At 48.8% G+C, this 17,274-nt stretch carries 18 protein-coding genes and 1 tRNA gene; 12 read left to right on the forward strand and 7 right to left on the reverse strand.

Translation table 11 applies throughout. From position 1 onward, the window contains the following. Positions 1-15 precede the first annotated feature (15 nt). Entirely contained in the window at positions 16-1,932 is a 1,917-nt protein-coding gene (gene thrS, locus CWI69_RS04130) for a threonine--tRNA ligase (protein WP_126762138.1), read from the reverse strand. Positions 1,933-2,069: 137 nt separating this feature from the next. Between thrS and CWI69_RS04135 the strand changes: the two genes are divergently transcribed. Both CWI69_RS04135 and CWI69_RS04140 read left to right on the forward strand, forming a co-directional pair. Beyond that, positions 2,070-2,960 (forward strand): DMT family transporter, encoded by an 891-nt coding sequence (locus tag CWI69_RS04135; RefSeq protein WP_126762140.1) that lies wholly within the window; start codon positions 2,070-2,072, stop codon positions 2,958-2,960. 66 nt (positions 2,961-3,026) lie between these two features. Further along, complete coding sequence (locus CWI69_RS04140) at positions 3,027-3,236, forward strand: CPXCG motif-containing cysteine-rich protein (protein ID WP_126762142.1); 210 nt, start codon at positions 3,027-3,029, stop codon at positions 3,234-3,236. A gap of 99 nt (positions 3,237-3,335) precedes the next feature. Here CWI69_RS04140 and CWI69_RS04145 read toward each other — a convergent pair whose 3' ends face one another. Further along, positions 3,336-3,953: a riboflavin synthase subunit alpha gene (locus CWI69_RS04145; RefSeq protein ID WP_126762144.1), complete on the reverse strand. Its 618-nt coding sequence runs from the start codon at positions 3,951-3,953 to the stop codon at positions 3,336-3,338. On the opposite strand from CWI69_RS04145, the gene CWI69_RS04150 reads away from it, so the two are divergent. The 4 genes from CWI69_RS04150 (at position 3,954) to CWI69_RS04165 (ending at position 7,586) form a co-directional block, all read left to right on the forward strand. Further along, entirely contained in the window at positions 3,954-5,042 is a 1,089-nt protein-coding gene (locus tag CWI69_RS04150; protein ID WP_126762146.1) for a DUF3080 family protein, read from the forward strand. A gap of 109 nt (positions 5,043-5,151) precedes the next feature. Continuing rightward, positions 5,152-5,541: a DUF6746 family protein gene (locus CWI69_RS04155; protein WP_126762148.1), complete on the forward strand. Its 390-nt coding sequence runs from the start codon at positions 5,152-5,154 to the stop codon at positions 5,539-5,541. A 9-nt stretch (positions 5,542-5,550) separates the two neighbouring features. Continuing rightward, positions 5,551-6,387, forward strand: coding sequence for an AAA family ATPase (locus tag CWI69_RS04160; protein ID WP_126762150.1), 837 nt, complete (start codon positions 5,551-5,553; stop codon positions 6,385-6,387). Further along, positions 6,387-7,586 (forward strand): vWA domain-containing protein, encoded by a 1,200-nt coding sequence (locus CWI69_RS04165; RefSeq protein ID WP_126762151.1) that lies wholly within the window; start codon positions 6,387-6,389, stop codon positions 7,584-7,586. The genes CWI69_RS04160 and CWI69_RS04165 overlap by 1 nt, the downstream gene beginning before the upstream one ends. Here the strand turns inward: CWI69_RS04165 and CWI69_RS04170 are convergent. After that, positions 7,540-7,983: an RrF2 family transcriptional regulator gene (locus CWI69_RS04170; protein WP_126762153.1), complete on the reverse strand. Its 444-nt coding sequence runs from the start codon at positions 7,981-7,983 to the stop codon at positions 7,540-7,542. The genes CWI69_RS04165 and CWI69_RS04170 overlap by 47 nt on opposite strands. A gap of 83 nt (positions 7,984-8,066) precedes the next feature. Here CWI69_RS04170 and CWI69_RS04175 point away from each other — a divergent pair, with 83 nt between their 5' ends. From CWI69_RS04175 to CWI69_RS04195, 5 genes are all read left to right on the forward strand, one after another. Beyond that, the gene (locus CWI69_RS04175) at positions 8,067-8,288 is read left to right on the forward strand and encodes a hypothetical protein (RefSeq protein ID WP_126762155.1); all 222 of its coding nucleotides are present in this window, start codon (positions 8,067-8,069) and stop codon (positions 8,286-8,288) included. Positions 8,289-8,461: 173 nt separating this feature from the next. Further along, positions 8,462-8,538: transfer RNA gene (locus tag CWI69_RS04180), tRNA-Val, on the forward strand. A gap of 218 nt (positions 8,539-8,756) precedes the next feature. Then, the gene (locus CWI69_RS04185) at positions 8,757-9,068 is read left to right on the forward strand and encodes a BON domain-containing protein (RefSeq protein ID WP_126762157.1); all 312 of its coding nucleotides are present in this window, start codon (positions 8,757-8,759) and stop codon (positions 9,066-9,068) included. A 359-nt stretch (positions 9,069-9,427) separates the two neighbouring features. Beyond that, positions 9,428-11,560 (forward strand): sensor domain-containing protein, encoded by a 2,133-nt coding sequence (locus CWI69_RS04190; protein ID WP_198678879.1) that lies wholly within the window; start codon positions 9,428-9,430, stop codon positions 11,558-11,560. Between the two features lie 216 nt (positions 11,561-11,776). Beyond that, the gene (locus tag CWI69_RS04195) at positions 11,777-11,986 is read left to right on the forward strand and encodes a cold-shock protein (protein WP_126762161.1); all 210 of its coding nucleotides are present in this window, start codon (positions 11,777-11,779) and stop codon (positions 11,984-11,986) included. Between the two features lie 70 nt (positions 11,987-12,056). Here CWI69_RS04195 and CWI69_RS04200 read toward each other — a convergent pair whose 3' ends face one another. After that, positions 12,057-13,295, reverse strand: a complete 1,239-nt coding sequence (locus tag CWI69_RS04200) for an APC family permease (RefSeq protein ID WP_126762163.1) — start codon at positions 13,293-13,295, stop codon at positions 12,057-12,059. A gap of 227 nt (positions 13,296-13,522) precedes the next feature. On the opposite strand from CWI69_RS04200, the gene CWI69_RS04205 reads away from it, so the two are divergent. Continuing rightward, complete coding sequence (locus tag CWI69_RS04205; RefSeq protein WP_126762161.1) at positions 13,523-13,732, forward strand: cold-shock protein; 210 nt, start codon at positions 13,523-13,525, stop codon at positions 13,730-13,732. 42 nt (positions 13,733-13,774) lie between these two features. On the opposite strand, the gene CWI69_RS04210 is transcribed toward CWI69_RS04205, so the two are convergent. Genes CWI69_RS04210 through edd form a run of 3 tightly spaced genes read right to left on the reverse strand, consistent with a single transcriptional unit; the run spans position 13,775 to position 17,256 of the window. Next, positions 13,775-14,410, reverse strand: a complete 636-nt coding sequence (locus tag CWI69_RS04210; protein ID WP_126762165.1) for a bifunctional 4-hydroxy-2-oxoglutarate aldolase/2-dehydro-3-deoxy-phosphogluconate aldolase — start codon at positions 14,408-14,410, stop codon at positions 13,775-13,777. Next, positions 14,407-15,414, reverse strand: coding sequence for a glucokinase (glk, locus tag CWI69_RS04215; protein ID WP_126762167.1), 1,008 nt, complete (start codon positions 15,412-15,414; stop codon positions 14,407-14,409). The genes CWI69_RS04210 and glk overlap by 4 nt, the downstream gene beginning before the upstream one ends. Positions 15,415-15,438: 24 nt before the next feature. Then, entirely contained in the window at positions 15,439-17,256 is a 1,818-nt protein-coding gene (edd, locus tag CWI69_RS04220) for a phosphogluconate dehydratase (protein WP_126762169.1), read from the reverse strand. Positions 17,257-17,274 lie beyond the last annotated feature (18 nt).

The following is a 17,274-nucleotide window of genomic DNA, read 5'->3' on the forward strand; positions in this document are numbered from 1 at the left end:
CATTCCTCCAATCAATTAACTAATTTTGCGACTACGTACTTCGTCGGTAAGCTCTGCAATAAATTGCTCCAGGCCTTTTACGCCTTGGTCTTCACCGCGACGCGTACGTACCGCAACCGCTTGGTTCTCGATCTCTTTATCGCCGACAACCAACATATAAGGAACACGTTTTAATGTGTGCTCGCGAATTTTAAAGCCTATTTTCTCATTTCTCAAGTCGGCTGTCGCCCTAAATCCGAGTTTATTCAACTCTTTTACGGTATTTTTGACGTAATCCGCCTGATTATCGGTAATATTCATCACCACAATCTGCGTTGGTGCCAACCAAAGTGGGAAATAACCGGCATATTCCTCAATTAAAATACCCATAAAGCGTTCAAGGGAACCCAGAATCGCCCGGTGAATCATCACTGGTGTGTGACGTTCGTTATCTTCACCGACGTAAGTCGCACCTAAACGACCTGGTAAGGCGAAATCGAGTTGCACGGTACCGCACTGCCAGGCACGACCTAAACAGTCATGCAGGGTAAATTCGATTTTCGGGCCGTAGAACGCGCCCTCGCCTGGCAAGTATTCAAATTTAATGCCGTTATTCTTCAACGCTTCTGCCAGGGCTTGCTCAGAATGATCCCAGGTTGCATCATCACCTAAACGCTTTTCCGGGCGGGTTGAGAGCTTGACGACGATGTCTTCGAAACCAAAGGTTTTATAGGTTTCATAGACCATCTTGATACAGCTGCTTACTTCATCCTGCACCTGTTTTGGCGTACAGAAAATGTGAGCGTCATCCTGGGTAAATCCACGCACCCGCATCAAACCGTGTAATGCACCTGATGGCTCATTACGGTGGCAACAACCAAACTCCGCCATCCGCAGCGGTAAGTCACGGTAGGATTTCAGGCCCTGATTAAAGATCTGCACGTGGCCCGGACAGTTCATTGGCTTAATTGCGTACTCGCGGTTTTCCGATGCGGTGGTGAACATCAGCTCTGAGAACTTCTCCCAGTGTCCGGATTTTTCCCACAACACCCGATCCATCATGAACGGACCTTTTACTTCCTGATAATCATATTCACGCAACTTTTCGCGCACATAGTTTTCAAGTTCCTGGAAGATGGTCCAGCCATTGTGGTGCCAAAACACCATGCCCGGCGCTTCTTCCTGCCAATGGAACAAATCCTGGGACTTGCCAATCTTCCGGTGGTCGCGTTTTTCCGCTTCTTCCAGTCGTTGCAGGTAAGCTTTGAGCTGTTTCTTATCCGCCCATGCGGTGCCATAGACCCGTTGCAGCATTTTATTGTCAGAGTTACCACGCCAATAAGCACCAGCAACTTTCATCACTTTAAAGTGCTGACAGAAACGCATATTCGGTACATGCGGGCCACGACACATGTCGACATACTCTTCATGATGATACAACGCGGGGCGTTCGTCCTGACCGATGTTTTCATCAAGAATTTCAATTTTGTAGGGTTCGTGACGTTCGACGAAAGTTTCCCGGGCTTGTTGCCAGCTGACGCGGTTTTTCACCACCTCATACTCGGTTTTTGCCAACTCTTTCATTCGCTTTTCCAGCGCATCAAGGTCATCTTGTGTCAGGGCTTTGTCGATGTCGATATCGTAGTAAAAGCCGTTATCAATCACTGGACCAATAGCCATCTTCGCTTTGGGGAACAACTGTTTTAACGCATGGCCAAGCAGGTGCGCGCACGAGTGGCGAATAATATGGACGCCTTCATCATCTTTCGGGGTGATAATATGCACCGTCGCATCGTCGGTGATCAGATCACAAGCATCCACCAGTTCGCCATCAATTTTGCCAGCGACGGTGGCTTTTGCCAGACCAGGACCGATATCTTGAGCTACTTCGAGGATTGAGACGGGTTTATCGAAAGCGCGTTGACTTCCATCAGGCAGCGTTACTACAGGCATTCTCTTGTTCCTTTAACAGTGGTGGCACCTACCAAGTGTCACTTGTGATTCAACGAAAAACGAACTATACCGCACCGTGACATTTGGCGCAACGCGCCTATTGGCCTGAGTTTCAAGTCCAGCTAAGATAGTTGCTTATGGAATGGATTATCGGCCCCCTGGCCGCACTCTTTGCTGCCTTATTCTGGGCCCTTGCCACCTTGCTTTACAGTCAGGCTGGTAGCTTTTTGTCTGCCAGCCAGCTCAATCTGGTAAAAGGCTTTGTCGCCGTTCCGCTGCTATTTTTAGTTGGTTTAATCAGCGGTCAGCTGGTGCAATTTGATGGCAGTGCAGCAGCGTGGTTGTTGCTGGCAAGTGGCGTCATCGGCATCACCCTCGGTGACACCCTCTACTTTACTGCACTACGCCGTATCGGTCCCTGGCATACTATGTTGTTCGAGTACCTGGCGCCGCCTTTTGCTGCGCTCATCGCCTGGCTCTGGTTGCGCGAAGCTATGAGTCTGGCAGAAGTAGTTGCTGCGCTGATTGTGCTTCTTGGTATTCTGGTTATCGTCACCGAACGTGGTCAGCAGCGTCAGTCAAAGCCACTTACCCGAGCTGGTATGCTTGCGGCCACTGGTGCAGCACTGTGTCAGGCGTTAGGACTCGTCATGGCGTTTGAGGCACTTGCCAGCTTTGCGGTTAACCCTCTCCAGGCCGCTTTTGTCCGACTGGCGGCCGGCACCGCAGCGCTCACCCTGGCTTTGTTGTTGCTCAAGCCCGCCATTATCGTACAAACCCGTAGTGCGCTGCGTCATACGTCACTGCCCTGGTTGTTCGTGGCAATTGTGATGGGCACATTTCTGGCAATTTGGTTACAGCAGACCGCCATTGCTTACCTGCACCCTGGTCTGGCGCAAACCTTGTTAGCGACGGCACCATTATGGCTGATACCCATCCAGTGGTTGCGCGGTGAGCCGCCATCATTGCGCAGTATTGTCGGCGCCTTTATCGCTGTAACCGGCATTGCACTGTTATTTTCGCGTTAAAGTTGGCACACACCGCAACTCATGATCCATACTCAGGTTAAGTCCAGCAACCATTGAGGTTATCGAATGAATGCGGAAAAGCTTCACGATGCGGGGATAGCTTGTCCCCACTGTGGTCATCATATTCATGTTGCTATTGATGCTTCACAGGGTGATCAGGATTATCAGGATGAATGCCCTGCCTGTGGTAATGATGTCCATATTGAGGTTACGCTTGATGATGTGCGCGATAAAATTATTGTAAAAATCCGCAGCGACGATGAAAATTACTATTAAAAACGTTATTCGTGCGCTGCGCTGTTCGTTGTTCGTACGCTGCGCTACTCGTTGTATTCTTTTACGAACAGCGAAGCGTACGAACAGCGCAGCGTACGATCAACGAGCAACGTTTTGCTCTTGCAGGATGCGCTCGACGGTTTCGACGATAGTAATGGTTTGTTGATCGAATTCGAGATTAACCCGGGTACCAGGTTCCGCCTTCGCCAGATTAGTTAGCCGCAGCGTTTCCGGTATTAAGTGCAGAGAAAAACGATTGTCATGCACCTGACCGATAGTCAGACTGGCACCGTTGACACTAATAAAGCCCTTGGCGAATACATAAGGTTTAAACGTCGCTGGGAAATCGATCCACATCGCCACATTGTCGTCGGTGGTCGTAATGGTCTCGATAGTGCCTACGGTGTGAATATGCCCGGAAACATGATGCCCACCGATTTCATCCCCTACTTTCAAAGAACGCTCGAGATTCACCAGTGAACCGATTTGCAAATCACCCAAATTGGTGAGGCGAAGGGTTTCGTCGATCACATCAAAACTTACTGTATCTGTGCTAAATTTAACTACCGTAAGACAACATCCGTTAATCGCGATACTCGCGCCAATGTCTAATTGGGTCAGAAATTTTGATGCAACACGCAGTTGCAGCTGGCGAAACTGCTCGCGCTGCTCGATAGCAATCACTTCTGCCTGCGTCTGAACAATACCGGTAAACATATGAAACAACATCCTCGACAATTCGTGAATGAAATTATTGTACGGTTTTACCAACGCGTTTGCTACGCGATTTGTGGTCTTGCTGCTATTGCGCTTTTGAGTGCGTGTAGCCCCTGGCCCGCTGCCCTCGATCCGCTGGTTGATTACCAGCAGCGCATTGCTAAAACCCTGGAACAGGAGCCCGTTGCCTACCAGAGCGTTGAAGTGCCACGAATACCCGAAGTACGGCAACTCACGGTGGCAATACCGCGTGTCAGTATTTCCTTAACGGACTCCTGGCGCATTGACCAGTGCGCTGCAGGCAACCTAATTGCAAGGCGCAACAGCGCGCTGGGCAAACTGGAGGAAGGTCTGAGTCGTCTGCACACCGATGTACTATTGGTCGAAGCCATGCAGGATTGTGTCAACGAGTTGCGCAGCAAAGATAGCAGCTTAGCCGATCGGATGGCGGAAGCATTGGCAAAGAAAAAAGCCAATCTGGCCGCTGAACAAGCGCATGCGCTGGCCACTGATGAAGCGCTTCGCCATGCCCTGCGGGTTGGCGCTGATACCTTAGCTGAAGCTGATCCGGATCGTTTCGCCAACGCTCTAAGTGCCCTGGGAACCGTCCTGCAGTTGCTTAAAAGCGACGTGCTCAACGGTAAAACGGACGCACCAGCGGTCCCCTCTCGCGACCAAATAGATGAAGCGATGGAAATCCTATACCAAAGCAATTACCTACCCTACCTCTGGCGTACCTTATTCGAACAGGAAGCTTATTTGCGCCGTTTACAACCGATGCTGGATAACTTAGTGGAGGCAAGCGGATGTAGCTCTGACTCGACGCCCGAGCGCGCCCACGTGCTGCATGACGTATTCAACACGGTCTTTATTGAACAGGTGCAGCCACAACTTGCCAGCTTCACCGAGCAAGGCTATGTCGCAAATGAATCATTAAGCGAGTTAAATGCCGAGATTAATTCGCCCAAATTGACCGCCTACCTTAAGGAGCTGACTGAAATTTCAGAGCAATTGAACCAGGCAACAAAAGCGCACGTGCAAAGCTGGCAAGATTTCTTTGCGGCCTGTAACTTTGCTGTAGGTGACTAGAGCTTAACCCGAAGGAGTAACCCGGTTGGTGTATCGACAAGGTTCAGGTATTATTGATAATGATTCGCATTAATAGTATTTCCAACTTAGCGAAGCCAAGGAGTTTACGATGAAACTTAAGATAATTACTGCTAACGCATTACTATGCGTTTCCTTTTTTACAACAACCACGGTGATGGCAGAGCAAGACGAGCGCTATGAGCACTATAAAGGTCAGCCAGCTAAGACGCTGGATCAAGCCTTGTTTAACCTGGCTAACTACAATGAAAAAATGGCTGAATTAATCAAGGACGGCGAACTTAGCGCAGAAGATATGGCCAACATCCACCAACTCAGCTACACCCTGGAAAACGCGTTACAAAAATTGGATAAAGAAGTGGACACCTTGCAGGAAGTGTTAGAAGAGGTGCACCTTGCGTCAGAAACAATGGATTATGAAACCGTTAAAAACCAAGGTAAGGTTTATCTGGATACTTCGGCGAAAATCGTCAAAAAATAAGGATTTTTCATGCAGTTTAGCAGTACCTCAAACTATATCGTTGCAGATGAGTTAGCCCTGGCGGTGCAAGCCGCGGTGATCCTGGAGAAACCACTTTTACTTAAAGGTGAGCCGGGTACCGGTAAAACCAAACTGGCGGAAGAGCTTGCCACGAGTCTTGGGGTACCCTTGTTGCGCTGGCAGATTAAATCTACCTCAAAAGCACAGCAAGGCCTGTACGAGTACGATGCCGTATCGCGTTTACGCGACAGTCAGCTCGGCAGCGACAAAGTGCATGACATTGCCAACTACATTAAACCGGGCAAGCTTTGGCAGGCGTTTACCGCTGCCGAGCGGCCGGTACTATTGATCGATGAGATTGATAAAGCAGATATTGAATTTCCCAATGATTTGCTACATGAGCTCGATCAGATGGAGTTTCATGTTTATGAGACTGGCGAGCAAGTCAGTGCGAAGCACCGCCCTATTGTGGTGATCACCTCAAATAATGAAAAAGAGCTGCCTGATGCGTTTTTGCGGCGTTGCTTCTTTCATTACATCAACTTCCCTGATAAAGAAACCTTAGCGAAAATCGTTCACGTCCATCATCCTGATATACAGCGCGATTTGCTGCAGACGGCGCTGGAAGTATTTTTCGACGTTCGCAAATTACCCAATCTGAAGAAAAAGCCATCCACCTCAGAACTTATTGACTGGCTCAAGCTGCTATTAGTAGAAGATATTGGAGCGCAGGAGCTGAAGGAGAGCAGTGGTCTCATGCCCATGTTTGGCGCTTTGCTTAAGAATGAGCAAGACGTGCAACTGGTCGAGAAGCTGGCCTTTATGTCACGCCGCCGGGAAAGCTGATGCTGATTGAGTTTTTCTTTTGTCTGCGCAAGCATGGTTTAAAAACCAGTATTACCGAACTGCTCGATTTGCTTGCTGCACTCAAACAGCAGATCGTCTTTGCCGATGTTGAAGCTTTTTATTATCTTGCACGGCTGACCTTAGTCAAAGATGAAAGTCAGTTCGATCGCTTTGATCGGGCCTTTGCCGAATACTTTGAAGGTGTCGAACAGGTCGACTTGTCGAGCGCCATTCCCGAGGAATGGTTACGCCGTTCGCTGCAACGCCAACTGACCGACGAAGATAAAGCTAAACTGCAAGCCATGGGCGGACTGGATGAATTGCTCAAGGCTTTTCAAGAGCGCATGAAAGAGCAGCAGGAACGTCATGCCGGCGGCAACAAGTGGATTGGCACCGGTGGTACTTCTCCATTTGGTGCTTACGGCTACAATCCGGAGGGCATTCGCATCGGTCAGGACGGTTCCAACGCGCGGCGTGCAGTTAAAGTCTGGGATAAGCGCGAGTTCCGTGATCTGGACACCGAAGGTGAGCTCAATAATCGCACCATGCAACTCGCGCTACGTAAATTGCGGAAATTTGCGCGTACCGGAAGTGCTGAAGAGCTGGATCTGGACGAAACCATCCGGGCAACCTCGAAAAAAGCCGGGTTACTTGATTTGCAATGGCGCCCCGAGCGTCATAACGCAGTCAAAGTACTGTTGTTGTTTGATGTTGGTGGCTCAATGGATGACTTTATCTATGAGTGCCAACAACTATTTGCCGCAGCACGCAGTGAATTTAAGCATCTTGAGTTTTACTACTTTCACAACTGCGTTTACGAAGAAGTCTGGCAGTCGAATGACCGTCGGTTTAGCGAAAAGACACCGACCCGCGAGCTGATAAACCGTTACGGGCGTGACTACAAATTGATTTTTGTCGGTGATGCCACCATGGGTCCATACGAAATCGCCTACCCCGGCGGTAGTGTTGAGCACTGGAATGAAGAGCCGGGTGAGGTTTGGATGCAACGTTTGTTACAGCATTTCGACAGCGCCGTGTGGCTGAATCCACAACCTCAGGAACACTGGCGCTGGCACCATTCCATCGACATGATGCATGAGTTGCTGGGAGGCCGCATGTACCCGTTAACCCTTGACGGGATCAGCAACGCAATTACGGCGTTGTTGAAAAAATCTGCCGCAACTGCCCCTGTTTCTTAAGCAGGTCATTCAGGGTGAACTGCGCTAAATACTCATAAAACAGCTCTTTACCGCGCGCCACGATGCCGTTTAACTCACACGCCGGTAATGCCACACAATAAGGGTTGTGGCATTCAATCCAGGGCTCATCGCCCTCCAACTGACGAATAACATAATCCAGCGTGATTTCGCCCGGCGCTTTCGCCAGAAAAAACCCACCGTTTTTGCCACGCCGCGTTTCAATTAGCTGCAACCGTCCCAAATGGTGAACCACTTTATTCACATGGTTCGCCGAGAGACCAAAGGTTTCGCAAATATCCCGTATTGTCGTCAATTTAGGCGCATCTGCATGGGTTTCATGAGCACCCAAGTACATCAAAATGCGCAGACCGTAGTCCGTATACTTCTTTAACTGCATGAGCAGGCCTTCCAGAAAACTTGATCTTCGTCAAAGATACATGAATAATGCACTTTATCAAACATGCATTAAGGATGTTGGTTATGACAGCAAACACTCTTTTACGTAGTGCCAATGCCGCTATGGTCATCTTTTTAGCTTTGTTTCTAATTGTTGCTTACATGGCATGGGGAATGGAAGCGCAATTTCCGTTAATGTTGATCGCAGTGTTACATTTTCTGCAGATTTTTCTGGCGGGTTTGTTTAAAGTTTCTTATGTCGTGAGGTTGATTGCGCAGAATCAGCTTGGCCAGGTGTTGCGCTAGTCACCTCAACTTGCGCAGCAGCCAGCAAACGAAACTTGAACAGCTTCAGTTGCTCGATTGTTAAGCAGTCAGCGCGATGCAGCGGTTTTTTTGATAAAAATGGCTTGCGTCACCGCAGCAGAATGAATAATATAGCGGCCGTTCACGCAACGTGAACAACGTATCCAAAGTGTACGACCGTAGCTCAGTTGGTTAGAGCGCTACCTTGACATGGTAGAGGTCGGTGGTTCGAATCCACTCGGTCGTACCAATTAATCCCCCATCCGGTTTTCGATTTGTCATACCACACCTTCTTTTTCTAAAACTCAGGCCGACGCGGGTCATTTGAGGGTTAAAGTCTGCGACTCAAGGACTGAATAGAATCCAATTTATCTTGCGGTATGTTAAATAGCGCACATTACTGCCCTGTGATGGGAGCTATAATCTGAGCTCAACCAATTCGGTTGATTGCTATAGGATTAACAGCTCATGAACACCCGTAACCTTTTTATGGTGCTTTTTCTTTGTTTAAGTGGATTAATACTAACCGGTTGTGGCGCATCGCCACAGCGAGAAAGCACCGGTGAATACTTTGATGATTCAGTTATAACTACTAAAGTTAAAGCCGCCATCTTCAATCATCCCGATTTGGCCGTCAGTGAAATTAACGTTGAAACTTTTAAAGGCGTAGTCCAACTCAGCGGTTTCGTTAGCTCAACCGCTGATATGAACACAGCTATAAGGCTAGCCCGTGACGTAACAGGTGTAACTTCAGTAAAAAATTCCATGCGACTGAAATAACCTAACTATCCTCGCCACTAGTCCTAAAAGGATTAGATGATGCCAGTAACATCTTTATGGACTGCCAGTCAGCCAAAAAAACTGGCTGGTTTCGTCCCATTCACCTACCCAAACTATTAGTCTAAAAGTCTATCCGCCGAAATCTCGGCGTTTGGCTCTGTCTATCCAGCTGACTTGCTAAATTTCGATAGCATGCCCTAGGATAAAATTGGCTTCAATTACTCTAATAGGTTTTATCTTCTGCAAATGATACTCTGCTTAAGCACGTGACTTACCACCGGGATTTTTCTGTCGCCTTTAATAACTGCTTTTTCACCACCTTGAAAAACTGAGTTCACCAAATGCCAAAAAACAACCAAATGACTGACTACAAAAAAGTATTCGACAATAGCCTGTCTCCTGTGGTTGTTTTTGATACGTCGTTTTCAGTGGTGACCTGTAATCAATCTTATGAAAAATTGGTGGGATTGAAAAAGACGAGCATGGTCGGTCGAACGCTTTTAGATGCGTTGAATAGTGGTAACGACGAACAAAATGAACAATTACTAGCGTCTTTTCGGCGGGTGATCGAGTCTAAACAACCCGACCGTATTCCGCTTCTTCGATACGACTGGCAAAGTCCAGGTGAATCCGGTAATTCCGCAGGTGAAAGTCGTTATTGGGCAGTGGTGAAAGCCCCGGTATTAGACGACCAGGGCAATGTTGAATATATTCTAAATCAACCTTCAGATATCACCGAACTCGTCAATTTGAAAGACAAAAACTACCCCTCTTCACTTGGCATTACGAACTCAAACGATCAGTTCGATCAGCATATTAGCTTCTTAGACCTGCTCTCTTCCGAGCGTGCCCGAATTCATGAGTTATTTAAACAACCGCCAGGTTTTATCTGCATACTTAGCGGTGATGATTATCGTTTTGAAATGGCAAACCAAGCCTACACCGAACTTGTGGCGCAGTACGATATTGTCGGTAAAACGCTGGTAGAGGCGATCCCTAAAGTTGAAGAACAAGGTCTCGTTGCGCTTGTTGATGAAGTGGTTCGCTCAGGGCAACCCTATTCAGCCCATGCTTTGGAGTTTTATGCGTATCCGGAGGGTGAAACTAAGCCGCGCAAAACTTTTGTCGATTTCATTTTTCAACCCATTACTGATACCAGCGGCAAGGTTACCGGTATTTTTGTGCAAGGACACGATGTAACCGAAGCGCATAATTTAACGCAAACGGTATCTTATCAAGCGACCCACGATCCGCTCACTGGACTATTTAATCGCCGGGAATTGCAAAAACGAAGCACTGAACTAGCAAATAAGAAAGGCTCTCAGGCGCTGATATATCTGGATTTAGATCATTTTAAAATAATCAATGACCGTTGCGGCCACAATGCCGGTGATGAATTATTAGTACAGGTCGCGGACGCCTTACAAAAAGAAACTCAGCGCGGTTTTTTGTCACGTGTGGGGGGTGATGAGTTCATTATGCTGCTACCTGATTACACCGCAGATCAGGCACTCGGGGTTGCAGAAGCTTTAAGTCAGTGCATAAATGATATTTGCTTTTTCTGGGATGGTCATCGATATAGCGTTACTGCAAGTATGGGCATTGCGGAATTTGGCAGCTCCATCGGCATCAGTTATACCGATGCACTGAGCTTGGCTGATTCGGCATGTTTCCTGGCAAAAGATAAAGGCCGTAACCGAATTCAGGTGAGTCATTCAAGTGACGCTGATATCTATCAACAACTAAAAGATATGGACTGGGTCAGTCGTCTGAAAGAAGCAATGCGCGAAGATCGTATTGTCCTTTATGCACAAGAGATTGTTGCCTTGAGTCATCCTGAGACTGCCTGTCATAAGGAGATTTTAAGTCGACTTATCGACGTCGATGGCACCCTGGTGCCCCCCGGCTCATTTATCACTGCGGCTGAACGATTTGGCCTTATTGAGCAGCTTGATCGACATATCATCCGTAAGGTATGCCAAACTATTGTAACAATGCAGGAATCCGGAACGGCTATCCCAAAGTTATTTATAAACACTTCGGGGATTACCCTGAGTAATCCAGATTTCAAAGATTATATTCAGCAATTACTTGTCGACTTCCCCAGTGTGAATCCTCAGAATTTGTGCCTGGAAGTAACTGAAACCGCAGCGGTAGCAAATTTATCGCGAACGGCGGTAATGATGCAGCAGATAGCTGAACTCGGAATAAACTTTGCGCTTGATGATTTCGGAAGTGGCGTTGCAACTTTTAATTATCTCGACAAATTGCCGATTAAATACATAAAAATAGATGGCGGTTTCATCACCAATATTCTTACCAACCAGATTGGTGAGATGATCGTCCAGTCCATTCAAAATATCGCGGGCGTAATGGATGTTGCCACTATAGCCGAGTGTATTGAAGACACCGCATTGATTCCACATTTGCAAAGTATTGGTATCGACTATGGACAAGGTTATGGAATTCACAAGCCAGCACCATTCCTTTAGCTGAACGATTTATTTTGAAATAAAGTTTGACTTAGCTAAGGATTAGCGTAGTCTTCGCTTCGTTGGATAAGAATTCGAAAGTTAAACCTCTCTACGTCGCATTATTAGCAGTAAATCTTCGTCCTGTAGTTTTAAATCTCCATTTTTTACCCGCATGATCCCGTCAACTGGCATCAGCCATGGCGGCTAATTTTATAAAATTTCAGGATAAATATTATGTCTAATACAGTAAATGGCGTTGTAAAGTGGTTTAACGAAGCGAAAGGTTTTGGTTTTATCGAGCAGCAAGGTGGCGCAGACGTGTTTGCACACTTTAGCGCAATCGCTAGCACCGGTTTCAAAACCTTAGCCGAAGGCCAAAACGTATCGTTCACGATTACGCAAGGTCCTAAAGGCCCGCAAGCAGAAAACATCGTCGCGCTTTAATTTAAAGCGAACGACCAAAAAGGGACCTCTAAGGTCCCTTTTTTTATGCCCGCGCGGCACGAGTTACCAGTTAAATTAATTGCAGAAGCTTAAACACCAGCGCCGCCGTTGATACAGCGGCGCCTACCAGTGGCAAAGTGCGCGGCAAATTAAAGTACCGGGATTGCTGTTTTCCGTCCTGCCCTTTCAGCCACCACAGCGCAAAATTGACCAGACTAAACACCGCCAGCAGTACCAGACTGGTTACGTTAGCCAGCGTGGTCATCTCTAACAATACTGCCAGCACAGCGATTACAACTGTCGCCAGTAGCGTTGCCAGCCACGGGGTCTTTGTGCGCTCGCTAACCCTGCCAAGTAGTTGCGGCGCGTAATTCCTATCGGCCATGCCGTAGGCCACGCGAGAAACCATTACAATTTGCACTAACGCACTGTTCACCGCCGACAAAATGCTTATCACGCCTATTGCGGCTACGGCCACGGAGCCATGGTGACGCACAGCTGCAGCAAGTGGCGTTTTGGCTTCGGCCAGAGTTTCTGGTGGAATAGCCAGTACTAACGCAGCACTGACAATGACATACAGTAATGCGGTAAGAATAAGACTAAGAACCAGCGCCCATGGCAGACTTTTTCTAACGTCACGCACCTCTTCCGCCATAGTGACCATGTCTTCAAAGCCGATGAACGCATAAAACGCCAGAAAAGCAGCGCTCAAAACGCCTAGCCAGGCTGTGCTCTCCAGTGGAGGCCAAAGCTCGGTCCAGCTCACGGCGGTCGATTCAGGCACCGTGGTGGAAGCAAAAATCACATACAGCAAGGTGGCTATTTGCAAAACTGAAATGCCGACCACCACCCCGACCGCCATGCGCACACCCCAGGCAGCGATTCCGCCAAGGATTAATGCGACCACAACGGTACTGATTTGCTCGGGCACGCTGATAAAATCCTGGATGAACCTTACCGTGGCCACCGTCAAGGTTGCTGAGGATACGATACCGGTGACAATGATCAGCCAGCCAATGACTGCGGATAACCACTTTTTGCCGAATGCTTCCTCGACATAACGTGCAGAGCCGCCAGCATGGGGAAGCCTGGATGACAGCTCGGCAAATGCCAGCGCACTAAATAAAGCGAGCAAGCCAGCTACCCCAAACGCGACCGGGGCAAATAACCCAGCGACTCCTGCCACCTTGCCTGCCAGCGCGTAGAAACCAGCACCTACCATGGTGCCCATACCGTACAGCACCAACAGAGGAAACCGGATGGTGCGCTGCAGCTTCTTCGAGTTATCTTGTTTTTTATTATTCGCCATGGAACAAGCGTCTCATAAAATTAAATGAATTAAAATTTGACTTAGCTACAAATAAGCGTATTGTGGGCGGCGTTGGATAAGAATTTGAAAGTTAAACCTCTCTACGTCGCATTATTAGCAGTAAATCTTCGTCCTGTAGTTTTAAATCTCCATTTTTTACCCGCATGATCCCGTCAACTGGCATCAGCCATGGCGGCTATTTTTATAAAAATTTCAGGATAAATATTATGTCTAATACAGTAAATGGCGTTGTAAAGTGGTTTAACGAAGCGAAAGGTTTTGGTTTTATCGAGCAGCAAGGTGGCGCAGACGTGTTTGCACACTTTAGCGCAATCGCTAGCACCGGTTTCAAAACCTTAGCCGAAGGCCAAAACGTATCGTTCACGATTACGCAAGGTCCTAAAGGCCCGCAAGCAGAAAACATCGTCGCGCTTTAATTTAAGCGAACGACCAAAAAGGGACCTCTAAGGTCCCTTTTTTTATGGCCGCGCGGCAGCACTTAAGCGCGTGATCTCTTGCCAGTTTTTTGCAGCTATTGCGGTTTTTGGCAGGATCCACGAACCACCGACACAGCGCACATTGGGTAACGCTAAATAGTCGCGGAAGTTATTTTGATGAATTCCACCCGTCGGGCAAAATTGTACGTCGGGAAACGGACCAGCAATAGATTTCAACATCGCTGTGCCCCCTGCTGCTTCGGCAGGAAAGAACTTAAGATAACGATACCCCAGGGCATGCGCCTGCATTAACTCAGAGATTGTCGCAACCCCCGGTAATAAGGGTATGGGTCCAGCTGCACCGGCCTTGAGTAACTCTATGGTAATTCCCGGACTAATAGCGAATTGCGCACCAGCTGCAGTGACCTCAGCTAATTGCTCTGGGGTGGTCACCGTCCCAGCGCCCACCACAGCTTCAGGCAACGCGTCACGTAATAACCGAATGGCTTCCAGCGCCACAGAGGTACGTAAAGTAACTTCTAATACGCGGATATCCGCAGCCAACAACGCTTCAGCCAGTGGTAACGCATCGGCTATGTCGTCGATGACCATCACTGGCACCACGGGACCCATGCTAAATAATTCTTCAGGACTTAATGCCCAGTTGGGGAAACTCATAGTTTGCTCTTTTTTGATTGCTGCAAGGTCTGCTTCAAATACTGACCAACGCCACGCAAACCGGCGTAATCAGCGGTGATGACGAAACAAGGGATGGCTTCGGCAACTTTGCAAAAGCGCCCTTTATGTTCGAACCGGGCACGAAAGTTTGACGTACTCATCAGTCCCATAAGCTTTGGCACCACGCCTCCGGCAACATAGACGCCGCCATAGGTATTCAGGGTAAGGGCCAGGTTTCCGGCAAAACTGCCGAGACTCGCAAAAAACTGATTTACAGTTTCAACCGCTAAGGTATCGATACCACTTAGTGCCCGTTGGCCAATTTTCGCAGCACTCAGCGGTACCACATTGCGCCCATGATAATCTGCCAGCGCCAGATAAAGGGTTTCTAAACCTGGACCAGATAACACCCGTTCAGCGGACACCCGGCCAAAACGATTGGCAATAAAGCGATGAATGGCCCACTCTTTCTCATTCGTTGGCGCCCAATCAACATGCCCACCTTCGCCAGGTAGAGGCATGACCGTGCCGTCAGGCATTTTAACCAAATGACCAACGCCCAATCCGGTGCCTGCGCCTAACACAGCTTTCGGAGCATTGGGGTCAACTTTACCACCACCGATCTGCTTTAACTCATGCGGTTCCAGCGTGACCAGGCTCATCGCTGCTGCCGCGAAGTCATTCAGTACAATAAAGGTTTTCAATCCCATAGACTTACGAACACCCCGAATTGAAAACTGCCAGTGATGGTTAGTCATATCAATCTGGTCAGAATCTACCGGACAGGCAATTGCGATAGCAACGTGTTCTAACGCAACCTCCTGCTCATCCCGGTAGGCTTCCATAACGTCATTCAGGGTTGGATAGTCAGCACAGGCAAACACCTGAATACGATCAAGCTCGAAAGTCGCCAGGTTAATACGACAAAAGCGCGCATTGGTGCCCCCGATATCGGCGACCACAGCATGACCTTCAATGTTAATATCCGTGGTATCAGTTACCATAGTTGTCACTTTTAAAAGTTAGTGTTAAGTATCGGCAAAAAGCACACAGGCGCCCTGCTCGGCACCACTGAACTGTGCCCGGAAGCCACCAAATAACTCACGCCCCATGCCCTCATGGCTGGCGCTCAAATCTAATGTAGCTTGCGGACGCTGTTCAAGTTCTTTGCTGTCAACTAATAACTCCAGCGCACCGCTCCCGGCATCAACCCGAACCAGATCGCCATCCTGAATTTTGCCGATCAGACCACCATCCACCGCTTCCGGCGTTACGTGAATAGCTGCGGGCACTTTGCCTGATGCACCTGACATACGACCGTCAGTCACCAGTGCGACCCGGTAACCGCGTTGTTGTAACACAGCTAAAGGCGGTGTCAGCTTGTGCAGTTCGGGCATGCCAATCGCTTTGGGCCCCTGAAAACGCACCACCACGACACAGTCGCGGTCAAGCTCACCTGCTTTGAATGCAGCATCCAAATGGTGCTGACTCGACATCACTACGGCAGGTGCGGTAATACTAGTGCGATCTTCCGGTAAGGCCGAGGTCTTAAGAATCGCGCGGCCTAAATTGCCCTGCAATACCGATAAGCCACCGTGATCGCTAAAAGGTGTGGCACTGCTACGCAGCACATCAGTATCCAGTGATTCCGTAGGTCCATCGACCCATTGCACTTTACCGTCAACCAGTTCAGGACGTTTGGTGTAGCGCCGCAATCCGGGGCCGGCAACCGTTTGCACGTCTTCATGCAGCAAGCCAGCATCAAGCAGTGTGCGCACCAGAAAAGCCATACCACCTGCGCGTTGAAAGTGGTTAATATCAGCTTCACCATTTGGATAAATACGGGTAACAGACGGCGTGACGCTGGAAAGCTCAGCAAAGTCATCCCAGTCGATGATGTAACCCGCGGCCCGGGCAATGGCGACTAAATGCATGGTGTGGTTGGTGGATCCGCCAGTAGCCAGTAAACCAACGATACCGTTAACCAGACTCTTCGCAGTTACAATGGAGCTTATGGGTTGGTAATCCGTGCCTAAATCGGTAATCCGGGTGACCTGCTGTGCGGCCACGCGCGTCAGCTCGTCGCGCAAGCCTGAGCCGGGGTTGACGAATGATGACCCAGGCAATTGCAAGCCCATGATTTCAATAATCAACTGATTTGAATTCGCGGTACCATAAAAGGTACAGGTACCGGGGCTATGGTACGAAGCCGCTTCAGCTTCCAGTAAATCATCTTTACTGACCTTGCCTTCAGCGTAAAGCTCTCGCACGCGTGCCTTTTGCTTATTGGTAATACCTGAAGGCATAGGTCCGGCCGGGACAAAGACAAAAGGTAAGTGACCAAAACTTAAGGCTGCGAGCAAAAGCCCAGGCACGATCTTGTCACAAATACCCAGTAGCAAACCACCGTCAAACATATTGTGTGACAGACTTACCGCCGTTGACATGGCAATGACGTCACGGCTGATAAGACTGAGCTCCATACCCGGCTGCCCTTGCGTAACCCCGTCACACATGGCGGGCACACCACCGGCAACTTGCGCCACACTACCCACGTCACGGATAGCGTTTTTCAACTTTTCCGGGTAATCATGGTAAGGCTGATGCGCCGACAGCATGTCATTGTAGGCGGTAACAATCGCGATATTTGCTTTGGTCAGGCTGCGCAGCCCACCTTTATCTTCTTTACCACAAGCGGCAAAGCCATGGGCCAGGTTGCCACAGGATAAGGCCCCGCGATGAGGACCCTTTTCCCGGGCGCGCGCAACTTTGTCTAAATAGCGTTGCCGCTCAGCCTCACTGCGGGCTTCGATGCGTTGGGTAACACGTTCAATAACCGGATGCATACTAAAACTCCTTGAACT

Source organism: Pseudidiomarina halophila (assembly GCF_003987215.1).
Taxonomy (GTDB): domain Bacteria; phylum Pseudomonadota; class Gammaproteobacteria; order Enterobacterales; family Alteromonadaceae; genus Pseudidiomarina; species Pseudidiomarina halophila.